Origin of the sequence: Parabacteroides caeci, from assembly GCF_023656795.1 — a bacterium.
Taxonomy (GTDB): Bacteria; Bacteroidota; Bacteroidia; order Bacteroidales; family Tannerellaceae; genus Parabacteroides; species Parabacteroides segnis.
Genome location: NZ_JAMOKT010000061.1, coordinates 1 through 15,507 on the forward strand (window position 1 = coordinate 1; position 15,507 = coordinate 15,507).

Below are 15,507 nucleotides of genomic sequence, written 5' to 3' on the forward strand. Positions count from 1 at the left end.
TGGTTGTATCATAGATCATGGATTACTTGTTGTGTGGTAACTTTAAAGTAATTCTTTCTTTGATATTTCCAATGGCTTTTTTCGTTTTAAGGGTATTTTTTCTTAAATTGATGACATTGGGTTCTAACCCTGGGTCCCCTTGAATCCTTCTCTTCCAGAGGCACCCTGTAGGGGTGCGACAAGGTAGAAAGGGTTGATATTTATCTTGTTCCGCCCCTACAGGGCGGAAAGGCAGGAGCGAGTTTTCATAAACCCAGGGTTGGAACCCTGGGCTGGTTTGTTAAAGCCTTACAGGCTTATATTGACACCGTAAAGGCGGTTCGCGAACCGCCCCTACCAACGACGCAACATTCACATCTGATAATATTCGAAACATTCATATCCGACAATATAAATATGGAAGCGACAATATCACTTATATTAAGCCGTCATGGAGAGACGGAAGAGAATAAATTGCATATTATGCAGGGACAGATGCCCGGTCATCTGTCTGAGTTGGGCAAACAACAGGCGGAACAGTTGGCCGACCTGCTGGAAGAGGAAGAAATAGATGTAATTGTCAGCAGCGACCTGGCCCGGAGTTACGACACTGCTATGGCTGTTGCCCGTCGCAAAGGGTTGGAGCCTGTCCAGACACCGCTGCTCAGGGAAATGGATTGGGGTATCTATACCGGAAAAGTGGCTAATGAAATGGACTTCAAGAATCTGCCGGAAAGTGTGGAGAGTGTGGAGGCTTTATATAAAAGAGCCGGAGAGTTTCTGCAATTCCTGCAAACGAACTTTCCGGGAAAACGTATCCTGGCTATCGGGCACGGAGGTTTCAACCGTGCCATTATCGTCCGTATAGAAAAAAGGCAGCAAGAGGAAATCCTGAAGCTGCCAATCATGAAAAACACAGCTTGCCTGCGTTTTTCACTCTAAATGATATTCACTTTACACCTGGGGCTGCACGACACTGAATGTACCGGATGCTTTGCTGACCAGTTTATCGTCGCAATAAATCTCACATTCACTGAAATGAACGTGCCGTCCCGGTTTGATAACTGTTCCTCTCGCGATCAGTTCCTTTCCCCAGACAGCCCTTAAAAAGGAAACTTTCAATTCAGCTGTCAATACGTCTTTATCGAGCGGCGTCATCGTATAAGCAGCAAAACCGGCTATCGTATCTGCCAAAGCCGCTAACACACCTCCATGAATAACGCCGCTATATTGGCGTTGTTCATCATGCAAAGGCATACGCGCCTCAACGATCCCATCTTCAACAGTAGTGAACTGTACCCCCAAATGATTTACATAAGGGTTTGTCTTCACCCTGTCGAGTAATCTTTCTTTTACTTCTGCATTCATTATTTTTACTCAATTAGTTGGTTTCTTTCTAGCGGATAGTAATCTTACAATCATCCAGATTGTCGATAATGGCCAGGCTTTCCACATGGATACCCGACTCACGCAAGGCTTTTCCTCCATCCTGGAAGGCTTTTTCTATAATAAAGCCCATACCGGAAATGGTTGCACCGGCCTGCTCTGCCAGATCGATCATTCCCAAGGCGGCATTACCGAAAGCCAGGAAATCGTCTATAAAAAGAATATGATCGTCTGCCGTCAGGAAGTTATTACTGATACAAACCGTATAATCACGGTCTTTCGTAAAAGAATGGACTACCGTACTCAGCATGTTCTCCATCGTCTTCGGTTGCTTCTTCTTTACAAATACGACCGGTAACTGCAAAATATATCCCACCATAATAGCCGGAGCAATACCGCTGGCTTCGATCGTTACAATCTTATTAATATGTTCGCCTTTAAAACGATTGATAAATTCTTCGGCAACCTTATACAGAAGCATCGGGTCCATCTGATGGTTAATAAAACTATCGACTTTCAGGATACCTCCCGGATAACATCTGCCATCTTGCAGAATACGCTGTTTAAGTAATTCCATGTGTTTTTATTCTGTTTTATCTACTTGATCTTCCTTTACTCTTATCAAAACATTTGCTATGATAGCCGTCAATCCGCCGGTTGTTATACCTGAGGAAAAGATACCTTTAATCGCTTCGGGAGCCGTTTTCAGAATATCGGGCATCAACTCGACACCGAGCCCCAACGACAAACTGACTGCCAGCACCAGTGTAGCCTTCCGATTGATTTCCTGTGCGGCAATAATACGGATACCGGCCGCAGCCACCGTACCGAACATCAATAAAGTCGCTCCCCCAAGGACCGGATCGGGCATCAAAGAAAAAATAACCCCGACAACCGGAAATAACCCCAACAGGATCAACATTCCGGCAATATAATAGCCTACATACCGGCTGGCAACACCTGTCAACTGGATAATCCCGTTATTTTGTGCAAAGATAGAGTTTGGAAACGAATTAAAGACACCTGCGACGAAAGAATTCACGCCGTCAGCCAACACACCGCCGGATACACGCTTCAGATACCCCTCTCCTTCAATCGATTTACCGGAAATCAGGGAATTGGCAGTGACATCGCCGGTCGCCTCGATCGCAGTAATCAGGTAGACCAGCCCAATGGCAATAAAGGAAGATATATTAAAATCCAACCCATACTTAAAAGGCACCGGAATATTGAATCCGCTCAGATTTTGTGAAGCGGCAGCGCTCATGTCCACCATTCCCAAAGCAAAAGAAAGTCCGTAACCGATACACAGCCCAAGAACAATCGAACTCATCCGCAAGTATTTATTCTTACAACGGTTGAAGAACAGGACGCTCAACAACACCGTCGCCGCCACTCCCAGATTCTCCAAACTACCGAACGTTCCGTTATCCATCGCTGCAAAGCCACCTCCGCAGGAGACAACCCCCACTTTAATCAAGCTCAAACCAATCAACAAGACAACGATACCGGAAACCAACGGTGTAATGATGGAACGCATATACTTAAATGTACGGCTGATAATCATCTCGACCGGAGCGGCAGCCATACAAACACCAAAGATAAGCGGCAATCCGCCAGCCAGGCCGGCAGAGATGATCGGTCCGATAAAAGAAAAACTCGTCCCCTGTATACAGAGCAACCCTGCCCCTACCGGACCGATCCGCTTACATTGTATGAAGGTCGACACACCGGAAGCAAAAAGAGCCATCGACACCAAAAAACCGGTTGTTTCGAGATCCAGTTTCAATGCCCCCGCAATAATCAAAGGCGGAGTAATGATTGCGACAAAAATGGCTAATAAATGCTGCAAAGCGGCAAATAACGTTTCCTTTAAAGGTGGACGGTCATCGATGCCATAAATCAAATCTGTTTCTTTTACCGGGATAATAGTCTCTTCTAACTCCTCTGTGTTAATCTTCATCTTTACTTTATATATTGATATATTCTATTACAGTTTCAAATCCTGCAAGGTTTCGCCTTTGGCATTCAATACACGCAATGTCATTTCCTTTCCTTTCTTCTGAAGGACCATCACTGTGGCACCGTCCATCCGGTATCCTCCTCCCACCATAACGGGGAAGTTATTGCCGTTGGCAGTACCTTTCGGATAATAGGCATGGCGATGGGTATGTGCATTGATACAAATATTAAACGGTGCTTTTGCCAGCAGACCTCCCCATAACTCCAAACACGGATTATAACGATCCACATCTTTACCATAAATAGGTACATGATGAATCAAGACACGTTTTGCCGCCTGTTTGAAAGGTTTCGAGGCCAGTTCTTCTTTCAGGAAACCGACCTGTGCTTCGCGCAAAGCCGAAAAATCATTCAAGCCATAATATACCCAGTGGTCATCCGGTTTGTCTTCGCCACAGTCGAGCATAACGATACGGGTATCACCCCAGTTGAATGCTCCATATGTTTTATCACCTACATAATCGAACAAGCTGCGCAGCCCGATTGAATAAGCATTTCTAATCTCGTGGTTACCACGCAGATAAAAAACAGGAACATCAGCAGCACCGACAGTCTCGTTCAGCTCCGAAAGGAAATGAGTCGCTTCGTCATGATCTTTCGGATCATCGATGCAGTCACCATTAAAGATCACGAAATCATAATCTACATCCTTCACTTGTTTATATAGGGCTTGTAATGTCTCAGAATGTTTGTGCAGGTCGTTGAAGATAATAGTTGTAAAATCAGCATCGGAAGAAGCCGGTAAGGTGAATGAATGGAAATCGGAAACAGCCGTTTCACCGAATACTTTCTTATAGGCCTGATAAAGCATGATTTCCTGTGAGCAAACACGATAATAATATGTCTTGCCTGGTTCCAGATCGTTCAGTCTTACTTTATTTTGCAAGCCATTGCAAATAACTTGTCCGTCCACGATCGTACGTGCTTTTTTCAACTGGTTCTTATCGGTTCCGTATTCTACCCAACTATAAGCAGGCACTGTTGTCTGCCACATAACCGTGATACCGTTTCCTATCGGGTTCTGCAAATAAGGTTCCGTACGGAATATCTGCGCGGCAGGCTGCATAAAAGCAATCTCCGCTACAATCGGACGATGATCGGAGGCAACCGGCTCATTCACAACATAAGTAGAAAGGCGGGTAAATGCCGTTGTGTCCTTGGCATAAGCAGCGATATAATCGATTGTTTCCGTAGGTTCGTCGGCCGGGAAAGTCGGTTGCTTGGTGTTTGTCAGGATAACGAAATCCTTTTGAACCTCCTGTATGACTTCCGAATCAGGATGAGCATTGAAATCGCCGGCAATGAATAAAGGCTTATTGGCTTTTGCCGCTTCCTTACGGATGATATCCAAGGAGGCCAGACGATCTTCCCCTGTCAGTGACAGGTGGGTACAGCAATAAATATATTTCTCAAATTCAACAATCAGCAAAGCACGTTCTTCCTCTCTTCCCGGAAGAGCCAAATAACGGTAACTAAGCGGTTTCTCTTTACTCAGCATCCCAATGCCGTATTTACCGCCGTCATAATTTATTGCGGGAGCATAAACGGGAAACATAAGCGTCTTATCAGCCAATACACGCAAGATGTCGGTCTGGCCGCTTCTCCCCGTTACACTGTCCACTTCCTGAACAGCGACAACATTCGGACGCACCTTATTGATTACATCAGCCGTACGTTGAATATTGGAGACATTATCCAATCCTCTACCGTTACGGATATTATAACTCATGATACGCAAGGTGTTATCCTCCCTTGTCCCTTTCTCCTGTGAATAAAGATTACATAATGGCAGTAACATAAAAAGTATCGCCATGAACCTACTCCCGTGTCTCATCTGTTTATTATTTAGTGATTAACAGAGGACAAAAGTAAGAAAAAGGAATGATTTTCCCTTTAGAGGTAGGTCTAATTTCATTTAGAGGTAGGTGTAAATCGATTTAGACGTACCTCTAAATTCATTTACACCTACCTCTTTTCTCTAAAGGGATGGTAGAAAAAACGAAAATGTTCTAAATATCCCGAAATTATTCTCCCATTATTTCTTTCAAGTCCTGTTCGAACTGTGCAATATCTTCACCGGTCGTATCCCACGAAGTAACCAGGCGGGCCTCGTTATTATCTTCGTTCCACATATAGAAAAAATAACGGTCCTGCAATTTCTTCAGCGGTTCTGCCGGGATGGTGAAAAATATCTGATTGGTTTCAACCTTTTGCGTAAACTGTATCTGCGGATATTGTTTGAGTGCCTCAGCCAGTTTAGCTGCACTGATATTGGCTTTCATCGCATTTTCAAGCCAGAGGTTGTTTTCAAGATAAGGAATAAACTGTGCAGACAGATAACGCAACTTGGAGGCCAACTGAGCCGATTGCTTCCGGTAATACTGCAAATTCTCCGTGATCTCAGGACGGAAGGAAACGACAGCCTCCCCCATCATCATTCCGTTTTTGGTTCCACCGAAGCTCAGGATATCCACGCCGGCATCTACCGTCACCTGTTTCATGGAACAATTCAGATATGCACAGGCATTTGCCAGACGGGCACCGTCCATGTGCAGATACATATTGTGAGCATGCAACAAATCGGCAATGGCTTTTACTTCTTCTACCGTATAGACCGTTCCCAGTTCAGAAACCTGGGAGATATAAACAGCTTTCGGCTGGGAATGATGGCAAACGCCGAAGTTATGCAAACGCGGTTTTATTAATTCGGGAGTAAGTTTGCCGTCGGTTGTCGGAATAGTAACAACCGCACAGCCGGTCATCCGGGCCGGAGCTCCGCATTCGTCTACATTAATATGTGCCGTTTCAGCACACAAAATACTGTTGAAAGGACGCGTCACAGCCTGTAAAGCCACCGAATTTGCACCGGTACCGTTAAAAACAAAGAACGGAGAGGCCTCTTCACCAAATATACTTTTAATCTTTGCCACTGCGGCACTTGTCCAGGGGTCGTCGCCATATCCGATTGCGTGATCCTCATTTGCTTTTATCACAGCCTCCATTACTAATGGATGGACGCCCGAATTGTTATCGCTTGCAAAACTTCTCATTGTGTTTTAGTATTTTGCGGCAAAAGTACGGATTTATTCATTAATATGTCATTTTTATCATCTATATATTAAAAAAGAAGAGGCCTCCAACCGGAAGCCTCTTCTTTTTATTAACTTGTTTATTAGAATATTAACCACTAACTCAGGCGAAAATCCTTCAAAACTTTCTGCAACTCCTGGCGGGCAAAGAAGATACGGCTCTTTACCGTTCCCAGTGGTACATTCAATTTTTCAGCGATCTCATTATATTTATAGCCACTTAAAAACATGGAAAAAGGAACTTTCAATTCATCATTCAATCCATTAATGGCTTTTGTGATTTCCTGAATCTGATAAGCTCCGTCCGGAGAATCAAATCCCGAATCATTCACGACGTCCAAATTATACAAATCAACACCCTGATCAACAACGGTTTGCGTACGAACAATTTTATGATAATTGTTTATAAAGATATTACGCATTACGGTCAAGACCCAGCCTTTAAAATTAATATTGTCAACAAACTTTTCCTGATTGTCTAAAACCTTCAGCGTTGTGTCTTGCATCAAATCCTGGGCGTCATCCCGATTTGCGGTGAGCATCAGTGCAAAATTCATCATGTTTTCTTGCATGCTCAATAATTTTTTCTGAAATTGCAACGCATTCATATTACTTACTATTTATAAAAGGTTAATACCGGTTAAGTATAGCCCCTCACTATTGAGAGACAATACAAATGTAGGAAATATTATTGATACTGGATGGCGCTTTGAGAAATATTAATATTAAAAATCGTAACTTAATATATTTATAACAAATTCAGCTGAAAATGAACAGCTTTTACAAGTTTACAACTTGAAGAATTTCAAAATTTACAAGTTGTATGTTACAATTTTCAATTAAGTATAAAAAGTATAGCTAATTAGACAAAATGATGAAAAATTCAGGATTCTTATTATCACTGTTATTTATAGCGATAACAACCTTTAAATCAACAGCTAAAGAACAAAAACTAGTCTATCAAATCGACATAAAGAAAGAGATTGATAATACTACCCGCTTATACCTTCGTAACGGATTGGAAGAAGCGAAATCATTGGGAGCCGATGCCGTTCTTCTTCATATGAACACCTATGGAGGATTGCTCGAAGCAGCGGATTCAATGCGTACCGCAATCTTGTACAACCCTGTTCCCGTCTACGTTTTTATCGATAACAATGCCGCTTCGGCCGGAGCGCTGATATCGATTGCGTGTAAAAAAATCTTTATGAGGAAAGGCGCCAACATCGGTGCCGCGACTGTCGTTAACCAAACCGGAGCCGCTTTACCTGATAAATATCAATCATACATGCGTTCGATGATTCGATCGACAGCCGAAGCACACGGAAAAGATACGATCATCCAAGGGACAGATACTACATACAGATGGAAAAGGGATCCGCTGATAGCCGAAGCCATGGTAGACGAACGTGTCATTGTTCCGAACCTGATCGACTCGGGCAAAGTGCTCACCTTCACTGCCGACGAGGCGCTGGAATGGGGATATTGCGACGGCATTGCGGAAACACCCGGTGAAGTGATCACAAAGTATCTGGGATACAACGATTATGAACTGAAGACATACGAACCGTCCTGGTATGACGACCTGAAAGGTTTCCTGATGAATCCGATGTTGCAATCGCTTCTTATCATTATTATTATAGGAGGTATCTATTTCGAAATGCAGACGCCGGGGCTCGGCTTCCCGTCGGCAGCAGCCATCGTCGCCGCGATTCTTTATTTCGCACCTTTATATATGGACGGACTGGCACAGAACTGGGAAATACTGGTCTTTATCATCGGATTACTGTTAATTGCAGCGGAGATATTTATCATCCCGGGATTCGGTATAGCGGGCATCAGCGGCATCATCTTTCTGGTTACCGGATTGACACTCAGCCTGCTGAATAATACGGATTTCAACTTCGAAGCAGTTTCTTCCAAAGAAATCGGAGAAGCGGCATTGACCGTCCTGATCGGACTGGGGCTGGGCTTTGTACTGATGATCTGGTTATCCAACAAAATCGGGACAAAAGGTATGTTCCGGAAAGTAGCGCTCCACAAAGACCTTGAAGACGCCCACTCCTCCCCTTCATTGACTCCGCTGATCGGGAAGGAAGGAACAGCCTTCACCGTACTTCGTCCTTCGGGTAAAGTAATGATCGACAACGAACTCTACGATGGTGTATCGGATTCCGGCTTCATTGAAAAAGGGACAAAAGTGAAAGTGGTCCGTTTTGAGAATGCACAGGTATATGTGGAAACCTCCGGCCTATAACGCCAGCTTATCGTTGCCGGGCACCCGTTGATAAAAAATACGTTTATCAACGACCACATATTCCAGGGCATCGATCGCCAGCAAATCGCTCAGAATATTTTTGGCCGTGTAATAATTTACATGGCCAATACGGCAAAGCTGACCCGCATTGATATAAGGATATTGCTCCAGGTAAGAGAACAGCCGCTCTACCGGCTTACTGATCTTCACCAGTGTCCCGTCTTTCCGGCGCTTCTTCTCCCACGAAAGAACCAGAATCTCATTTGCCAGGATATTCTCGTCGGCTACGCGGATATAGGCTTTATACTTATCCTCTTTATCAGGCGCCAGGTGAGGTTTGTCCGCACTGGGCGCTATATAGATTTCCAAAACGGTTTTCCCGTTTATTTCCCAGCGGGTAGCCTCGAAAGGGACTTCCGGCTGAGTGTACATTTTAGATGCAGCCTCAATCATATAATACTCTTCCTCACTACGGACACCGGAGATATTCCCGTTGTCTTTCACCCCAATCAGCAACCGACCGCCATCGGTATTGGCAAAAGCAGACAAGGTGCGGGCAATCTTCTTACTGTCGCTCACTTCGAACTTAAAATCGAGTTGTTGATGCTCGCCCTGTTCAATCAATGCTTCTATCGGATGTTTCTTCTTCATTTTGGCTCATTATTTGACCTGCAAAATTAAAATAAATGTATAACTTTGCCAACCGAAAAAGAGTGAAAGCATGTCACAGATCCCTTCATTAATTTCAGACCTGGCAGTAATACTGATTTCTGCGGGGCTTGTTACTTTGCTTTTCAAGAAATTAAAGCAACCGGTCGTACTAGGCTATATTGTTGCCGGAATTCTGGCAGGACCAGCCATTAAAGAAATCCCTACCGTTACAGACGTAGAAAGTATCCGTATCTGGGCCGACATCGGTGTCGTGTTCCTGCTTTTTGCCCTGGGACTGGATTTCAGTTTTAAGAAACTGATGAAAGTCGGAGGTACCGCCGTTATCGGAGCGGTCACTGTCGTTATCGGGATGATGACGTTCGGCTATATCACCGGATTGTCGCTCGGCTGGGGGCACATGAACAGTCTTTTCCTGGGCGGAATGCTTTCCATGTCGTCCACGACAATCATATTCAAGGCTTTCGACGATATGGGACTGCGCAACCAACGGTTTGCCGGAGTGGTGTTCGGGATATTGGTGGTGGAAGACTTATTTGCCGTCCTGCTGATGGTTTTGCTTTCCACACTTGCCGTCAGTAAACATGTCGAAGGGATGGAGTTACTCGACAGCGTGATAAAACTGGGGGTATTCCTGCTCTTCTGTTTTGTAGTCGGTATTTACCTTATTCCTTCTTTCCTGAAAAGAGCACGGACTTTCCTCAATGACGAAACCCTGCTGATCGTCAGTATCGGCCTATGCCTGGGGATGGTCATGATCGCGACTAAAGCCGGATTTTCTTCTGCACTTGGCGCTTTCGTGATGGGGTCTATCCTTGCTGAGACAATCGATGCGGAACATATAGAACATATCGTAAAACCGGTAAAAGACTTGTTCGGAGCCATTTTCTTCGTTTCCGTCGGCATGCTGATCGACCCGGTATTACTTTGGGAATACAAAATACCGATCCTGATACTGACACTGGTCGTCATGGTCGGACAGATACTTTTTGCCACCTTCGGCGTACTATTATCAGGACAGACTGTCAAAGTCGCCATCCAGTCCGGTTTCTCGCTGGCACAGATCGGTGAGTTCGCCTTTATCATCGCCTCTTTGGGACTGACGCTCAAAGTAACGGATAATTTCCTTTACCCGATCGTTGTGGCCGTATCTGTCATAACAACCTTTTTTACGCCCTATATGATACGTATGGCCGAACCGGCTTATAAAATAGCTGAACGAGTCATCCCGGCAAGCTGGATGAGTTTTCTGGAACGTTATTCTTCTGGCTCCAACACGATCCGGCAGAAAAGTGCCTGGGACAAACTGCTGAAAGCGCTGGTACGTATCGTAGGCACCTATACGGCTGTCACGCTGGTACTGATCTTTATCTGGTTGCAATTCGTCGCTCCGTTCATTATCGACCAGCTACCGGGACTACAAGGACAAATCATATCCCTGGTTCTGATCCTTCTCCTGATCTCACCGATGCTGCGTGCCATCATGATGAAAAAGAACCATTCCGTAGAATACCAACAGTTGTGGCACGATAACAAATATAACCGTGGACCGCTGGTTTCCCTGATTGTGCTCCGTATTATATTATGTATAGGACTCGTCATGCTGCCGATCGCACGCCTGCTGAACACTGCTGTCGGAATAGGACTCGCCATCGCAGCCACCGTCATAGCCCTGGTTATCTTCTCTAAACGGTTGAAGAAGCAGTCGATCCTGATGGAACGCCATTTCTTCACAAACCTGACAGCACGTGAGATGGAAAACGAACGGAACGCCCCCATCAACCAACGGTTCGCCAGCCACCTGCTGGAACGCGACCTTCACCTGGCAGACTTTGAAGTGAAGCAAAACTCCCCCAGTATGGGTAAGACACTCAAAGAACTTAATTTCAGGCAGAAATGCAATGTGAACATCGTCACTATTATCCGGGGAAGCAAGCGTATCAACATACCGGGAGGAAACGAACGGCTTTATCCGTTTGATAAGCTGGTCGTAGTCGGTGCGGATGACGACCTGGCCCATTTCCGCCAATATATAGAGGAGCGTTATAAAGAATCGCTGAATAACCTCCAGGAGACTAAAGAGGTGAATATGGAACAATTCTTTATCAGTGAAGGCTCCGGACTTATCGGCCGGACTATCCTTGAATCCGGAATACGCGATAACTCCGGCTGCCTGGTGATCGGTATCGAACGGGATGCCCGTTCAATCAAAAACCCGCCTCCCACAACCGTATTCGAGCAGGGAGACATTGTATGGATCGTCGGCGAACATGAGAAAGTGCTTCGTCTCAGCGAAGGTAAAACAGTAAAATAATTAACTAACGAATAAAAACAACCGGAGTATGAAGTTTATAGGAATAATACCGGCAAGATATGCCTCCACCCGCTTCCCGGGGAAACCTCTGGCCGACATGGCCGGCAAACCCATGATACAGCGTGTGTATGAACAAGTGAAGGATGTACTGGATGCCGTATGTGTAGCTACCGACGACAGCCGTATCGAAGCAGCCGTGAAAGCCTTCGGCGGAAATGTCGTTATGACTTCCGACCAGCACCGGAGTGGTACCGACCGTGTTTACGAAGCCTACACCAAGGTAGGACAAGGATACGATGTCATTGTCAATATCCAGGGAGACGAACCTTTCATCCATCCGGAACAGATCGAGACGCTAAAAGCATGTTTTATCGATGCCGGCACACAGATTGCCACACTGGTGAAACCATTCCGTCCGGACGATGACTTCGAAACGACATTGTTCAATGCGAACTCACCGAAAGTAGTTATCAACAAGAATAACGAAGCAATGTATTTCAGCCGTTCCATCATTCCTTATATGCGCGGCAAAAATTACCAGGAGTGGTTACCCAACCATACATATTACAAACATATCGGTTTGTATGCTTACCGGGCCGATACGCTGAAAGAAATCACCCACCTGCCCCAATCGTCGCTGGAGCTTGCCGAAAGCCTGGAACAACTCAGATGGCTCGAAAACGGCTATAAGATAAAAGTAGGTATCACCCAACAGGAGACAATCGGCATCGACACGCCTGAAGACATGAAGAAAGCACTTGCTTTTCTTAGCCGACAGCATGGCAGAACGCAGTAAGCGCCAGCAATACCAGTAAAAGTCCGGAAGTGACAGATACAGACCATACACTGATCTGCATATACCGGACTTTCTTAAACTGCGTAGCCACCAACACACAAGCCAGCATGATAGCCGGGAAAAATGCCGGAAGCCATGCTTGTGGATATTGATATGCCTGTTCTTCTGAAAGTGAATACAGTTCTTTCAGGAATTCAGGCAGCACAGTACCCGTTATCAATAGCAAAGCCCAGTACACCCAATGCTTCTCTCCTATTTCCGCCTCGTACAACAATACAAGGATTACAAAAATAAACAACCGGCTCCCCACCATACAATAAACCACAAACAACAAAACAAATCCCGTCATCCAGGAGAGCCATTTTTCCTTTATCTGTATATAACCACAAAATATATACAAAACAATAACTAAAGAAAGAATAGAATTCAAATGATAATAAGGACTACAATAAGTTCCCCACTCCATAATAACCGGAAACAGAGCATACAAAGGAGCCATATTCCCTACATTGAATTTCCGCAGAATAAATAAAGAAGCCCACCATTCCAGCATCAACACGGCTGTAATCAAAACCGCCCCGCCACCGACAGGAACAAACAAAGACGTAAGTACTTTCGCCATTGAACAAGCCAGCCATGCAGGTTTCCCCCAATAGCCGACCAACACTTCCGGCAAACTCGCAACACTTACCACCTCTTCCTTCAGGAACAAATGATCCGAATCAAAAAACTGGAAAAAGATAACGCATAGTAATGCAAAGAGTCCAGCTACCCTCTTTTGCAAAAGCTTTTCTTTCTTATCCATCAGTGAACTATTTTTATACCTATTAAATTCAAAACGTAAAAGCCGGCACTTGCTATTCCGACAGGATAAGTCGTCAACGTAAGCATAATCATCAATAGTTGACTCATATATAATAGTGCAAATATATAAACATTTTAATACAATGCACGACACATTTCTTCAAATTCAAGCGATTGTACAAAATATACAACTTATTGCATAATCCGGACACAAAGAGAGGCGTACCTAAGTCTTTTCCAGACCGGCACGCCTCTCTTTTATTTATCTTGCAGAAAAAGCTGTTATCTTTTCTTTTTCTGATCCTGTTGTTTCTTCAACTGGTCCTGCTGCATACGCTGCGCTTCTTCCAGACGTTTCATGAAACCTGATTTCTTCTGAGGCTTCTTCTTGTTGGCTTCCAGCTTGGCCAGCAGCTTATCTTCATTAATCGTATAACGGAACACCAATGTCTGAACAATCGTGATCAGCGTAGAAATGAAGTAATAGTAAGTCAGACCCGACGCATACTGGTTAAAGAATACCAGGAACATCAGCGGCATCATATACATCATCGCCTTCATACCCGGCATCTGTTGCTGTCCGGTATTGGTCATTTCCATATTATACTTGGTATAGATAACGTTGGTGATTGTCATCAGCAGACAGAACAAACTGATGTGGTTACCAAAATACGGAGTAATAATAGGAATATATTTGTTCCAACTGAAAATAGCATCGTATGTTGATAAGTCGTGCGCCCAAAGGAAACTCTGGTGACGCAGTTCGATTGCCGACGGGAAGAACATGAACAGGGCGATCAAAATCGGCATCTGCAACAGCATCGGGATACAACCCGCCATCGGGCTTGCCCCAGCTCGGCTATACAGTTCCATAGTTGCACGCTGGCGTTCCACCGCTTTCTCCTGTCCCGGATACTTGGCATTAAGCTCTTCCACCTGCGGACGAAGCACACGCATCTTCGCAGACGACATATATGATTTATATGTCAACGGGAATAAAATCAATTTCACGATAATCGTCATCAACAGGATGATCAGACCGTAACTCTTGATATATTTACCCAGGAAGTCAAACATCGGAATGACGAAATACTGGTTCACCCAACGGAAGACACTGGCACCCAACGGAACCAAGCGTTCCAGATCCAACTGCTGGTCCGAAGCAATCCCTTTGTCATACGATTTTAGCAACGGATAGCTGTTCGGCCCGAAGAAATAACGGAAAGTCGTTGCCTCATTGCCTCTCAGGTCGAAAGGAACGGCTGTTGTAGTCTTAAACTCTTTAACGATACCGTCTGCCTCAACCATCTTTGAATCGAAAGTGGCGCTTTCAAAACCTTCATCGGCAATCATCACCGTCGAGAAGAATTTATCTTTATAAGCAATCCATTTCAGACGGCCCGACACCTTCTTGTCTTCACTCTTGCTTTCGCTCAATTGCTCCACATCATCGGACAGGAACTTATAATATAAAGCAGTATATCTGTTTTCATATTTGATACCCTGTTCCTGCTGGCGGATTTTCTGACGCCATACCATATCCAAAGCAGTCGTACTCGGAGCCAGGACACCGTTCAGACCCGTTCCCTTTATATCGAACTGAACCATATAATCGTCCGGCTTGACTGTATAGATAAAGTCCAGCGAACTGCCTTCACCTGTATTTAACCGCATCACCAACTGGTTCGGGTCCTGTGTTTTCACCGGAGTGAAATACAGGTCGGCCGTGTTCAATACGCGGTTGGTTGCTGTTACCAGGGTAAAGTCAAGCGAAGCCTCTTTTCCTTCAAACAAGATGACCGGCTTATCATCATAGGTTGTATAATCCTTCAGGCGGGCATATGAAATACGTCCTCCTTTATTACTGATATGCAGTTCGATCAGGTCATTCGCCAATACAGTTACATCGTCTGTTCCTGTCATTGCTTCAGCGAATACACCGAAACTGCTCTTCAGCCGGGCATCTCTCGCAGAATCCGGCAAGCTATCAAAAGAATTATCGGCAGTGCTTTTGCTGTCTTCGCGTTGCAACTCCGCCTGTTTAGTCAGTTCGATCTGAGCGATCGAGTCCTGATAACGGCGCTGGGCTTCCAACTGCTCAGGCGTCGGTTTGTTAAACCAGCTGAATGCAAATAAAACAATACCAATAAGCAGAAAACCAATTAATGTGTTTTTATCCATCTATAACGTT

13 protein-coding genes are annotated in these 15,507 nt (G+C 44.8%); 4 read left to right on the plus strand and 9 right to left on the minus strand.

What is annotated here, in order from left to right; all coding sequences use genetic code 11:
- Positions 1-396: 396 nt before the first annotated feature.
- Positions 397-921, plus strand: a complete 525-nt coding sequence (locus NBH15_RS23080) for a histidine phosphatase family protein (RefSeq protein ID WP_128134957.1) — start codon at positions 397-399, stop codon at positions 919-921.
- 12 nt (positions 922-933) lie between these two features.
- Here the strand turns inward: NBH15_RS23080 and NBH15_RS23085 are convergent, their stop codons facing one another.
- From NBH15_RS23085 to NBH15_RS23110, 6 genes are all read right to left on the minus strand, one after another.
- Complete coding sequence (locus tag NBH15_RS23085; protein ID WP_250823646.1) at positions 934-1,347, minus strand: PaaI family thioesterase; 414 nt, start codon at positions 1,345-1,347, stop codon at positions 934-936.
- Positions 1,348-1,375: 28 nt separating this feature from the next.
- Positions 1,376-1,942 (minus strand): xanthine phosphoribosyltransferase, encoded by a 567-nt coding sequence (gene xpt, locus NBH15_RS23090; RefSeq protein ID WP_007657631.1) that lies wholly within the window; start codon positions 1,940-1,942, stop codon positions 1,376-1,378.
- A gap of 6 nt (positions 1,943-1,948) precedes the next feature.
- The gene (locus NBH15_RS23095) at positions 1,949-3,328 is read right to left on the minus strand and encodes a nucleobase:cation symporter-2 family protein (protein WP_128134959.1); all 1,380 of its coding nucleotides are present in this window, start codon (positions 3,326-3,328) and stop codon (positions 1,949-1,951) included.
- Positions 3,329-3,355: 27 nt separating this feature from the next.
- The gene (locus tag NBH15_RS23100) at positions 3,356-5,185 is read right to left on the minus strand and encodes an endonuclease/exonuclease/phosphatase family protein (RefSeq protein ID WP_250823663.1); all 1,830 of its coding nucleotides are present in this window, start codon (positions 5,183-5,185) and stop codon (positions 3,356-3,358) included.
- Positions 5,186-5,411: 226 nt separating this feature from the next.
- Positions 5,412-6,437, minus strand: a complete 1,026-nt coding sequence (locus tag NBH15_RS23105; protein ID WP_128134960.1) for a threonine aldolase family protein — start codon at positions 6,435-6,437, stop codon at positions 5,412-5,414.
- Between the two features lie 137 nt (positions 6,438-6,574).
- On the minus strand, positions 6,575-7,084 hold the full coding sequence (locus NBH15_RS23110) for an RNA polymerase sigma factor (protein ID WP_128134961.1): 510 nt from the start codon (positions 7,082-7,084) through the stop codon (positions 6,575-6,577).
- Between the two features lie 263 nt (positions 7,085-7,347).
- Between NBH15_RS23110 and NBH15_RS23115 the strand changes: the two genes are divergently transcribed.
- Positions 7,348-8,733: an NfeD family protein gene (locus NBH15_RS23115; RefSeq protein WP_250823647.1), complete on the plus strand. Its 1,386-nt coding sequence runs from the start codon at positions 7,348-7,350 to the stop codon at positions 8,731-8,733.
- Here NBH15_RS23115 and NBH15_RS23120 read toward each other — a convergent pair.
- Positions 8,728-9,384 carry an AlbA family DNA-binding domain-containing protein gene (locus NBH15_RS23120; RefSeq protein WP_128135243.1) on the minus strand — a complete coding sequence of 219 codons (657 nt, stop codon included), beginning with the start codon at positions 9,382-9,384 and terminating at the stop codon, positions 8,728-8,730. The two genes, NBH15_RS23115 and NBH15_RS23120, sit on opposite strands and share 6 nt — an antisense overlap.
- Before the next feature lie 70 nt (positions 9,385-9,454).
- On the opposite strand from NBH15_RS23120, the gene NBH15_RS23125 reads away from it, so the two are divergent.
- Both NBH15_RS23125 and kdsB read left to right on the plus strand, forming a co-directional pair.
- The gene (locus NBH15_RS23125) at positions 9,455-11,716 is read left to right on the plus strand and encodes a cation:proton antiporter domain-containing protein (RefSeq protein WP_250823648.1); all 2,262 of its coding nucleotides are present in this window, start codon (positions 9,455-9,457) and stop codon (positions 11,714-11,716) included.
- Between the two features lie 28 nt (positions 11,717-11,744).
- Positions 11,745-12,512, plus strand: coding sequence for a 3-deoxy-manno-octulosonate cytidylyltransferase (kdsB, locus tag NBH15_RS23130; protein WP_250823649.1), 768 nt, complete (start codon positions 11,745-11,747; stop codon positions 12,510-12,512).
- Here the strand turns inward: kdsB and NBH15_RS23135 are convergent.
- Both NBH15_RS23135 and yidC read right to left on the minus strand, forming a co-directional pair.
- Positions 12,484-13,317 (minus strand): DUF6057 family protein, encoded by an 834-nt coding sequence (locus NBH15_RS23135; RefSeq protein WP_250823650.1) that lies wholly within the window; start codon positions 13,315-13,317, stop codon positions 12,484-12,486. The two genes, kdsB and NBH15_RS23135, sit on opposite strands and share 29 nt — an antisense overlap.
- Positions 13,318-13,598: 281 nt before the next feature.
- Complete coding sequence (yidC, locus tag NBH15_RS23140; protein ID WP_128135247.1) at positions 13,599-15,497, minus strand: membrane protein insertase YidC; 1,899 nt, start codon at positions 15,495-15,497, stop codon at positions 13,599-13,601.
- Between the last annotated feature and the right edge of the window lie 10 nt (positions 15,498-15,507).